Source organism: Micromonospora sp. KC207 (assembly GCF_004348615.1).
In the GTDB taxonomy this organism is placed as follows: domain Bacteria; phylum Actinomycetota; class Actinomycetes; order Mycobacteriales; family Micromonosporaceae; genus Micromonospora.
Genome location: NZ_SMKJ01000033.1, coordinates 24,994 through 34,660, shown reverse-complemented (window position 1 = coordinate 34,660; position 9,667 = coordinate 24,994). Strand labels below are relative to the sequence as shown.

At 74.6% G+C, this 9,667-nt stretch carries 10 protein-coding genes; 2 read left to right on the top strand and 8 right to left on the bottom strand.

Features of this window, described 5'->3' with window-relative positions; genetic code table 11:
* The 5 genes from pnuC to rpe form a co-directional block, all read right to left on the bottom strand.
* The coding region (gene pnuC / locus E1258_RS06805) for a nicotinamide riboside transporter PnuC (RefSeq protein WP_132397840.1) at nt 1-633 on the bottom strand (633 nt) is incomplete at its 3' end.
* Nucleotides 630-1,310, bottom strand: a complete 681-nt coding sequence (locus E1258_RS06800) for a riboflavin synthase (protein ID WP_132397838.1) — start codon at nt 1,308-1,310, stop codon at nt 630-632. The genes pnuC and E1258_RS06800, both read right to left, overlap by 4 nt.
* Before the next feature lies 1 nt (nt 1,311).
* Nucleotides 1,312-2,373, bottom strand: coding sequence for a bifunctional diaminohydroxyphosphoribosylaminopyrimidine deaminase/5-amino-6-(5-phosphoribosylamino)uracil reductase RibD (gene ribD / locus E1258_RS06795; RefSeq protein WP_132397836.1), 1,062 nt, complete (start codon nt 2,371-2,373; stop codon nt 1,312-1,314).
* Between the two features lie 403 nt (nt 2,374-2,776).
* Nucleotides 2,777-3,733 carry a response regulator gene (locus E1258_RS06790; RefSeq protein ID WP_132397834.1) on the bottom strand — a complete coding sequence of 319 codons (957 nt, stop codon included), beginning with the start codon at nt 3,731-3,733 and terminating at the stop codon, nt 2,777-2,779.
* Between the two features lies 1 nt (nt 3,734).
* Complete coding sequence (gene rpe, locus E1258_RS06785; protein ID WP_132397832.1) at nt 3,735-4,415, bottom strand: ribulose-phosphate 3-epimerase; 681 nt, start codon at nt 4,413-4,415, stop codon at nt 3,735-3,737.
* Between the two features lie 258 nt (nt 4,416-4,673).
* Between rpe and E1258_RS06780 the strand changes: the two genes are divergently transcribed.
* Both E1258_RS06780 and E1258_RS06775 read left to right on the top strand, forming a co-directional pair.
* On the top strand, nt 4,674-5,564 hold the full coding sequence (locus tag E1258_RS06780) for a septum formation family protein (RefSeq protein WP_132397830.1): 891 nt from the start codon (nt 4,674-4,676) through the stop codon (nt 5,562-5,564).
* Between the two features lie 87 nt (nt 5,565-5,651).
* Entirely contained in the window at nt 5,652-6,539 is an 888-nt protein-coding gene (locus tag E1258_RS06775) for a septum formation family protein (RefSeq protein ID WP_132397846.1), read from the top strand.
* 60 nt (nt 6,540-6,599) lie between these two features.
* Here the strand turns inward: E1258_RS06775 and E1258_RS06770 are convergent, their stop codons facing one another.
* From E1258_RS06770 to def, 3 genes are read right to left on the bottom strand one after another with little or no spacing between them, the layout of a single operon-like run.
* Complete coding sequence (locus E1258_RS06770) at nt 6,600-8,123, bottom strand: RsmB/NOP family class I SAM-dependent RNA methyltransferase (RefSeq protein WP_132397828.1); 1,524 nt, start codon at nt 8,121-8,123, stop codon at nt 6,600-6,602.
* Nucleotides 8,120-9,046, bottom strand: coding sequence for a methionyl-tRNA formyltransferase (fmt, locus tag E1258_RS06765; RefSeq protein ID WP_132397826.1), 927 nt, complete (start codon nt 9,044-9,046; stop codon nt 8,120-8,122). The genes E1258_RS06770 and fmt overlap by 4 nt, the downstream gene beginning before the upstream one ends.
* A gap of 4 nt (nt 9,047-9,050) precedes the next feature.
* Entirely contained in the window at nt 9,051-9,608 is a 558-nt protein-coding gene (gene def, locus E1258_RS06760) for a peptide deformylase (RefSeq protein ID WP_132397824.1), read from the bottom strand.
* Nucleotides 9,609-9,667: the final 59 nt, after the last annotated feature.

Below are 9,667 nucleotides of genomic sequence, written 5' to 3'. Positions count from 1 at the left end.
CCACCAGGAGGCGAAGCCCCAGACGCAGAGCGCCCCGTAGACGAGGTACATGGCCGCCGACGGGTAGAACCCGCCGCGCAGTAGCAGCGGCACGCCGACGACGTCCACGGCGACCCAGACCAGCCAGAACTCCACCCAGCCGCGGGCCATGCCGTAGGTGGCGAGCAGGCTGCCGGTGAGTATCCACGCGTCCGGCAGCGGCCCCCAGGAGCCGAGCGCGGCCAGCGCGGGGTACGCGGCGGCGGTGCCGGCCGCAGCGGCCAGCAGCAGGCCGAGCCGCTCCCGGCCGGTGGCCCAGCGCGGGGCGACCGCCGCGTCGCCGCCGCCCGCGCCAGGGCGGCGGTTGCGGCTCCAGCGCCACCAGCCGTAGACGCTCACGGCGAAGAAGAACACCTGCCGGCCGGCCTGGCCGTAGAGGTCGTGCGCCTGCGGGGTGGCGAACGCCCCGCCGAGGAAGACGGTGAGCAGCAGCGCGTTGCCGACCATGCCGACGGGCCAGGCCCAGACCAGCCGGCGCAGACCGAGCAGGGCGGACGCGAGGCCGAAGGCGTTGCCGACGATCTCCCGGACCAGCACGGGCGAGCCGGCGACGTGCAGCTGGGCGTCGAGCAGCCAGCCGAGCGGGCCGGTCACCGCACGCCCCCGCCGGCCGCCTGGTCGCCCCCGCCGGTCAGCCGGCCCTCGTCGCCGGCCAGCCGGTCGCCGCCCCCGCCGGTCAGCCGGTCGCCGAGCAGCCGCTCGACGTACTTGGCGAGCACGTCGACCTCCAGGTTGACCGGGTCGCCGGCGACCCGGTCGCCGAGGGTGGTCAGCTTGAGGGTGGTGGGGATCAGCCCGACGGTGAACCAGTCCGGCCCGACGCCGGCCACGGTCAGCGACACCCCGTCGACGGTGATCGAGCCCTTCTCCACCACGTACCGGGACAGGGCGGCGGGGAGCCGGAAGCGGACCGTCTCCCACTGCTCGGCCGGTTCCCGGGACAGCACCTCGCCGACGCCGTCGACGTGGCCCTGCACGAGGTGCCCGCCGAGGCGGCTGTTCAGCGCGGCGGCGCGCTCCAGGTTGACCGGGGCGCCGGGGCGCAGCGCGCCGAGCGCGGAGCGGCGCAGCGTCTCGCCCATCACGTCGGCGGTGAAGACGTCGCCGTCGACGTCGACCACGGTCAGGCAGACCCCGTTGACGGCGATGGAGTCGCCGTGCCGGGCGTCGCTGGTGACCAGCGGGCCCCGGATGGCGACCAGCGCGTAGTCTCCCCCGGTCTCGGCCACCCGGACGACCTCGCCCAGCTCCTCGACGATGCCGGTGAACATGTCAGCCCTCCCTCTTGCGGGGCAGCGCGGTGATGCGCAGGTCCGGACCGACCTGCGTAACGTCGGTGATCTCCAGATCGATGGCGTCGGCGATGGTGGTCACGCCGGCATCGGCCAGCGCGGTCGGCCCGGCGCCGAGCAGCTTCGGCGCGACGTACCCGACGACCCGGTCGACCAGGCCGGCGGCGAGGAACGCGCCGGCCAGCTTCGGGCCGCCCTCCAGCAGCGCGGCCCGGACCCCCCGGTGGTGCAGCTCCGCGAGCAGCGCCGGCAGGTCGACCCGGCCCTCCGGGCCTGCGCCGACCTCCGCGGCCGTGGCGACCCACGTCCGGGCGGCACCGTCGCGGACCCGGGCGTCGGCGGGGGTACGCCCGAAGGTGTCCACGACCACCCGCAGCGGCTGCCGGATGGCCAGGGTGCCGTCGCGCAGGTTGCGGGCGGTGAGCCGGGGGTCGTCGGCGAGCACGGTGCCCACCCCGGCGATGACCGCGTCGACGGTTCCGCGCAGGGCGTGCACGTCGATCCGGGCGGCTTCCGAGGTGATCCACATGCTGGTGCCGTCGGCGGCGGCGGAGCGCCCGTCGAGCGTGGCGGCGTACTTCCAGGTGACGTACGGCCAGCCGCGGCGCATCGAGGTCAGCCAGGCGACGTTGCCGGCCTCGGCCTCGGCGGCGCGCACCCCCACCTCGACGTCGACGCCGCCAGCGCGCAGGGTCGCGGCGCCGCCGGAGGCGACCGGGTTCGGGTCGGGCACGGCGATCACCACCCGGGCGACGCCGGCGGCGATGAGCGCGTGGCTGCACGGGCCGGTGCGGCCGGTGTGGTCGCAGGGCTCCAGGGTGACCACCGCTGTGCCGCCCCGGGCCCGCCGGCCGGCCTGGGCGAGCGCGACGATCTCGGCGTGCGGTCCGCCCGCGTACACGTGGAATCCCTCCCCGACGACCTCGCCGTCCGCATCGAGCAGCACGCAGCCGACCACGGGATTGGGGCTGGTGGTGCCGAGGCCACGGGCCGCGAGCGCGATCGCCCGACGCATCGCGTCGTCCACGGAGACGCTGGCCATCGCCCTGTCCTGCCCTCTCACTCGCCGGTCCGCGCGCGGGCGAACATGAGAGGCCGCGAGCAGGCGGCGGCGGTCCGGGGACGGCAAAGCCGACCCGGGGAGCCCACGCGGGGGCTGGGATCAGCCGCCGACACAGGGCCCGCCCCGTCCCGCGCGCTGTCTCCCATCCGGACTGTCTGGGGGTGGGCCGACCCGCCCCCAACCGTCGGCCCCGGAGTTTCACCAGGTCCACCGGGCGGCAGGGCCGTCCGGGTCGCGGGCTTACCACGGCGCAGCCGTGGATCACCGCCGGTTCGGAATCACACCGAGTCCCGCCAGCGCGTGGTGGGTACCTTGAGAAGTGTGGCACGGCGCGCGCCGCGCGTCTGCCCTCGGGGAGCTACCTCACACAGGTGGGCAAGATTCAAGAAACGCTGCGTCGGCGGTCGACCGCCACGTACGAGCCGGGTTGACTCTTGGCCACGGACTTCATCTCCGAGGCGACCGCGATCGCATCCAGCGGGTTGGTCAGGCGCCTGTCGGCGTCGGAGACGGACACCCCGATCGAGAGGGTGACCAGGGCCGCCCGCCGGATGTTGCCCCGGCGGTCCTTCAGCTCGACGTAGCCACGTTGGGCGTCGGAGTGGTCGTAGAGCTTGTCGGCGGCGGTCTCGAAGTCGACCACCGCCCGGGAGGTGAGCGGGCGCACCTGCTCGGGGGCGCAGACGATGACGAAGTCGTCGCCGCCGACGTGGCCGAGGAAGGCCGGCGGCAGCCCGATCGCCACGACCGCCCGGTGCAGGCTGCGGGCAAGGGCCGAGATGAACTCGTCGCCCCGGACGAAGCCGTACCGGTCGTTGACGCTCTTGAACCGGTCGATGTCGACGTAGCCGACGGCGTAGTCGACCCCGCTGCGGACCCGGTCGCTGATCTCCCGCCGGATCCGGGAGTTGCCGGGCAGCCCGGTCAGCGGCGAGACCTCCCGGAACTCCTTGTTGCGGCGCAGCGTGGAGCTGACCCGGGCGACCAGCTCTGCGGTGTCGAAGGGCTTGACCAGGTAGTCGTCCGCGCCGGCGCTGAGCCCGTGGACCTTGTCCACGGTCATCCCCTTGGCGGTCAGCATGATCACCGGCAGGGCGGAGGTCATCGGGTTGGCGCGCAGCCGCCGGGTCAGCTCCAGCCCGTCGACGCGCGGCATCATCAGGTCGACCACCGCCAGGTCGGGTCGCTGCCGCTCGATCACCTCGAGGGCCTCCTGGCCGTCGCTGGCGTGGATCACCTCGAAGCCGTGCAGCCGCAGATTGAACTCCACGAACCGGGCGATGTCGGCGTCGTCGTCGACGACGAGGATGACGTCGGGGCGCTCGCCGGCCGGGTCCACCTCAGGCCCCGGCGGACGCGCGCTCCGCCAGCCCCCGCAGGCAGCGGACCGCCTCGGCGGGGTCCTCCGCACCGTAGACGGCGGTGCCGGCGACGAAGGCGTCCGCGCCGGCCGCGGCGGCCTGCTCGATGGTGTCGGCGGCGATCCCGCCGTCGACCTCGATGCGCAGCTCCAAGTGGCCGGCGTCGACGTGCCGGCGGGCGGCGCGCACCTTGTCCAGCAGCTCGGGAATGAACCGCTGCCCGCCGAAGCCGGCCTTGATCGTCATGATCAGCAGCGTGTCGAAGCTGGGCAGCAGCTCCAGATACGGCTCGATCGGGGTGTCCCGGTCGATCGCCAGCCCGGCCTTCGCCCCGGCCGCCCGCAGGTCCTTGGCCAGCGACACCGGATCGTCGCACGCCTCGGCGTGGAAGGTGACGTTGTACGCACCGGCGTCGGCATACCCCGGGGCCCACCGGCGCGGGTCTGTGATCATCAGGTGCACGTCGAACGGCAGCTCGGTCGCGGCGCGCAGGCTCTGCACGACGGGCAGCCCGATGGTCAGGTTCGGCACGAAGTGGTTGTCCATGACGTCGACGTGCAACCAGTCCGCGGCGCCCTCGACGGCACGGACCTCTTCGGCGAGACGGGCGAAATCGGCGGCGAGGATGCTGGGCGCGACGATCGGCGGCGGTACGGTCACGAGGTCAGTGTACGAACGCGGCCAGCAGCCGCCCGCATCGCGGCACCTTCCCGGACGCGCTGTGACCCAGCCGTGACCGGTGGTGCAAGATTGGCCAGTCCGGATGGGAAATTCGGACGAAAGTCCGCCGCGACTGGCCGATCGACGGAAACGCGGCAAGACTCCATGCAGGACGGTGACGTAAGCTCCACGCCCGGTGGCGCGGTAACGCCGCACGGGCCGTGGAGCCCGACCGTCAGCTCCCGGGAAGGGCAGACGATGCGACGGTGGCTTGTGGCGCTGGCGCTGGCCGGCATGGTGACGGCACTGCTGGGCGGCTGCGCCCGGCCGCACGGGGCCGACGGCGACCTCACCGACGACTGGCCGGCACTGCGGGAGCCGCAGATGTTCATCCCGGCCACCGACGCCTGCCTACCCCGGATCACCGCGGTCGTGCAGGCCGGCACGTACGAGACGGTGGACTGCTTCCGCAGCCACCTGGCCGAGACGATCCACGTGGGCATCTTCACCGACCCCGCCATCGACGCCGGCCCGCGTCCCGAGGGGGGCACGCCCGTCCTGCGCGGCGCCCGCGCCGAGTGCGACCAGCGGGCCCGGGAGGTGCTCGGCGGCGACTGGCACTCGGCCCGGCTCAGCCTCACCATCGCCCTGCCGTCAACCTCCGCCTGGGCGAGCGGGGCCCGTTGGTACCGCTGTGACCTCAGCGAGACCGACAGCATCGACAACACCCGGCCGGTCAACCGCGTCGGCAGCCTACGCGGCGCGATGGTCGGCGACTCGCCGCTGACCCACCGCTGCTTCGACCCGAAGCTGATCGGCACGAACCTGAACTACATGGCCCCCGTGTTGTGCACCGAGCCGCACCGCGCCGAGTTCGTCGGGGTGTACACCGAACGCGAAATGACCTGGACCGAGTTCGTCCGGTCCAACCAGCAGGTGCACCGCCGCTGCATGGCGCTGATCGCCGAGTTCGCCAAGGTGCCCAACAACAGCGAGTTGCCGTACCGGGCGGGGTCCATCTTCTACCCACCGTCGCAGCGGGAGTGGAACGAGGGCGACCGCGGCGTGCGCTGTTTCCTGTGGAGCGACAACCGCAAGCTCACCCGATCGATGTACGGGGCTGGGCCGAAGGGACTACCCGCGAGCTGAACGCCGGTGCCGTAAGCTCCCGCTCCGTGGCGCGCCCGGCGACGGACGCCGGTGTCCGCGACCACCAGCGACGGGGAGGTCGGGCGGATGCGGCGATGGTGGACGGCGGTCGCCGGGGCGGCGGGAGCGGCGCTGGCGCTGGCCGGTTGCGGCGCGCCGGCCGGGCTGGACGGCGACCTCGCCGACGACTGGCGGGCGATGGTGACGCCGACGCAGTTCGTGCCGGCCACCGGGGCGTGCCACACCGTGTTCGCCGACGTCGGCTACCTCAGCGGCTACAACCCGGTCGACTGCGCGGGGTCGCACCGGGTCGAGACCCTGCACGTCGGCACACTGAGCGGGTCCGCCGCCGAGCTGAGCGCGCCCCCGGCCCCCGGGTCGGCCGGGATGAGGGCCGTCCGCGCCGAGTGCGACCGGGAGGTGAACGAGGCCCTCGGGGCCGATTGGCGCTCCGGCCGGCTGAACCTGTCCACGGTCTTCCCGTCCCGGCAGGCATGGTCCGGCGGGGCCCGCTGGTTCCGCTGCGACGTCAGCGAGGTGGAGAGCGTCGACGACCCCAGCGCCGTCCCCCGCACCGGCAGCCTCGCCGGTGCCCTGAAGGGCTCCTCGGCGCTGGCCCACCGCTGCTTCAACCCGGAGATCAAGAAGGACGACGTGGAGGAGATGACCTCCGTTTCCTGCACGAAGAAGCACCGCGTCGAGTTCGTCGGCGTCTACCAGGCCCCCGACGTCTCGTTCGGCCAGATCGACAAGAACCGGCTGCGCATCCACAAGGGCTGCCGGACGCTGATCGCCTCGTACGCGAAGGTGCCGAACGACGGCGACCTGGAGTACCGGGCGGGGACCATCTTCTACCACCCCTTAGAACCGGAGTGGAAGGACGGCAACCGGGGGGTGCAGTGCTTTCTCTGGGTCGACCGCGACCTCACCCGCTCGGTGAAGGGCGTGGGCACCAGGGGCCTGCCGGTCCAGTGACCCGCCCGGCGGGCGGCTGACGCGGCGGGGCGGCCGAGGGCCGCCCCGCCGCGGTTCGCCTCAGCCCCGGCGCAGCACCGCGAGGAACATGGCGTCGGTCCCGTGCCGGTGCGGCCAGAGCTGCACCGACGGCCCGTCCCCCAGCCCCGGCATGCCGGCCGGCAGCAACGGCCGAGCGTCGACGAAGTCCGCCGGCACCCCGGCACGACGCGCCGCCTCCGTCACCGTCACGTGTGTCTCCACGGTATGCGGCGAGCACGTCACGTAGGCCACCAGGCCGCCCGGACGGGCCGCCCGCAGCGCCGCCGACAGCAGTTCCCGCTGTAGCCGGGTCAACGGCGGCAGGTCCGACGGCTGCTTGCGCCAGCGGGCCTCCGGCCGGCGGCGCAGCGCGCCCAGGCCGGTGCACGGGGCGTCGACCAGGACCCGGTCGAAGTGCCCCTCCGGCAGCTCCGCGTCGGCGCCGACGGTGCGGCCGTCGGTGTGCAGCACGGTCACCGGCAGTCCCCGCGTGGCCTGGCCGACCAGCCGGGCCCGGTGCTCGGAGACCTCGACCGCGCTCAGCCGCGCCCCGCGCTGGGCGGCCAGCGCCCCGAGCAGGCCCGCCTTGCCGCCCGGCCCGGCGCACAGGTCCAGCCAGTGGGCGTCCGGGCCGTCCAGCGGGGCGACGGCGAGGGCGTTGGCCACCAACTGGGAGCCCTCGTCCTGCACGTGCGCCCGCCCCTCGGCCAGCGCCGGCAGGTCGCCCGGCGCGCCGCCGGCGAGATAGACCGCGTACGGCGAGAACGCCCCCGGCGCGCCGCCGACCTCGTCGGCCAGGACGACCGGGTCGGCCAGCCCCGGCCGGGCGCACAGGTGCACCGGCGGGCGCTCGTTGTTTTCGATCAGCAGCCGGGTGGTCTCGCCCAGGTCGCCGCCGAGCGCCTCGGCGAAGGAGCGCACGATCCACTGCGGGTGGCTGTACGCCAGGGACAGGTGCCCGATCGGGTCGCTCTCGTACGCCGGGGCGAGCTTCGCCACCCAGGCGTCGGCGTCCCGGCCGGCGACCTCGCGCAGCACCGCGTTGGCGAAGCCGGTGGCCCCGATGCCGACCGTGCGCACCAGGTCGACGGTCGAGGAGACCGCCGCGTGCGCCGGGACCCGGGTGTGCAGCAGCTGGTAGGCGCCCAGCCGCAACGCGTCGCGCACCGGCGGGTCGATCCGGGCCACGTCGCGGCCCGCCGCGTCGGTGAGGATCGCGTCGAGGGTGCCGAGGTGCCGCAGCGTGCCGTAGGTCAGCTCGGTGGCGAAGGCGGCGTCCCGGCCGGTCAGCCCCTCCTGCCGAAGGAGCGCCGGCAGCACCAGGTTGGCGTACGCGTCGTCGCGGTGCACGGCCGCGACGACCTGGTACGCGACGTGCCGGGGCAGGTCGACGGCGGGCCGCGCCGGTCGCCGCGCGTCCCGCCGGTCGTCGCCCCGCCCGCCCCGCGCCGGGCGGTCGCCGTACGCCGGCCGGTCGGGGCGGGGGCCACCGGCCGCCCGGTCGGGGCGGGGGGCACGCTGCTCGTCGTACCGTCGCTCGGATCGTTCCCTGGGCCCGGTCACGCGAACTCCTCCCCGGCGGTGACCCGGGTGCCGCGCGCCCAGTCGCTCGCCGGCATGGCCCTCTTGCCCGCCGCCCGCACCTCGCCGAGGGCCACCGGGACGGTGGCCGTGCCGGCCAGCACCCGGGACTTCTCCGCCAGCAGCTCGCCGGGCTTGAGCGCCGGGCCGTCCGGCACCGGGACGACCGGGCCGAGCTTGACCCGCTCGCCCCGGAACGTGGTCCACGGGCCGGGCGCCGGGGTGCACGCGCGGATCCGCCGGTCCACCGCGAACGCGGGGTCGCCCCAGCGCACCCGGGCGTCGTCCACGGTCAGCTTGGGCGCGAGCGACACCCCGTCGGCCGGCTGCGGCTGCGCCCGGGCGGTGCCCGCCGCGATCGCGTCGAGGACGGCCACCAGCAGGCCGGCCCCGGAGTGGGCGAGCCGCTCCAGCAGGTCGCCGGAGGTGTCGGTGGGGCGGATCTCGTCGGTGACGGTGCCGTACACCGGGCCGGTGTCCAGCCCTTCCTCCAGCGCGAAGACGCTCGCCCCGGTCAGCTCGTCGCCGTGCAGCACGGCCTGCTGGACGGGGGCCGCGCCCCGCCACGCGGGCAGCAGCGAGAAGTGCAGGTTGATCCAGCCGTGCCGGGGGATCTCCAACGCGGCCGGGGGCACCAGCGCGCCGTAGGCGACCACCGGGACGCAGTCCGGGGCCAGCTCGCGCAGCCGGTCGAGGAACTCCGGCTCGCGGGGACGGGCCGGGGTGAGCACCTCGACGCCGTGCTCGTCGGCCCAGGCCCCGACGGGCGAGCGGACCAGGCCCCGGCCCCGCCCGGCGGGGGCGTCGGGACGGGTGACGACGGCGACCAGCCTGTGCCCGGAGGCCGCGACGGCGGCCAGGGCGGGAACGGCGACGGCCGGCGTGCCGGCGAAGATCAGGCGCACCGGGTCACCGCCCCAGGCCGAAGGGGCTACCGGCGTGCGGGTCGAGCTTGACCGTCGGCGGGGCCGCCGGGTCGTACCACTCGGCCTGGCGGATCGCCTTCATCGCCTCCTTGCGGCCGGCCGGGTCCAGCCGGTCGACGAAGAGCACCCCGTCGAGGTGGTCGGTCTCGTGCTGCACGCAGCGGGCCATCAGGCCGGTGCCGACGATCTGCACCGGGTCGCCGTAACCGTTGAACCCCTTGGCGACCACGTTCTGTCGGCGCTTGGTGTCGAAGTAGAGCCCGGGGATGGACAGGCAGCCCTCGGGGCCGTCCTGCTCCTCGGAGTCGGGGAACTCCAGCACCGGGTTGACCAGGTGGCCGAACACGTCGTCGACGTCGAAGGTGAACACCCGCAGGCCCACTCCGAGCTGCGGCGCGGCGAGACCCGCGCCGTTATGCTCGCGCATCGTGTCGGTGAGGTCGGCCACGAGCCTGCGCAGCTCGGCGTCGAAGTCGACCACCGGATCGGCCGGCGTGCGCAACACCGGATCCCCGAACAGACGGATGGGCTGGACGGTCACGCGGGATGACTCCTTCGGGTCGGGCGGATCGGGCCGTACCAGTCTACGGAGTGCCCGGG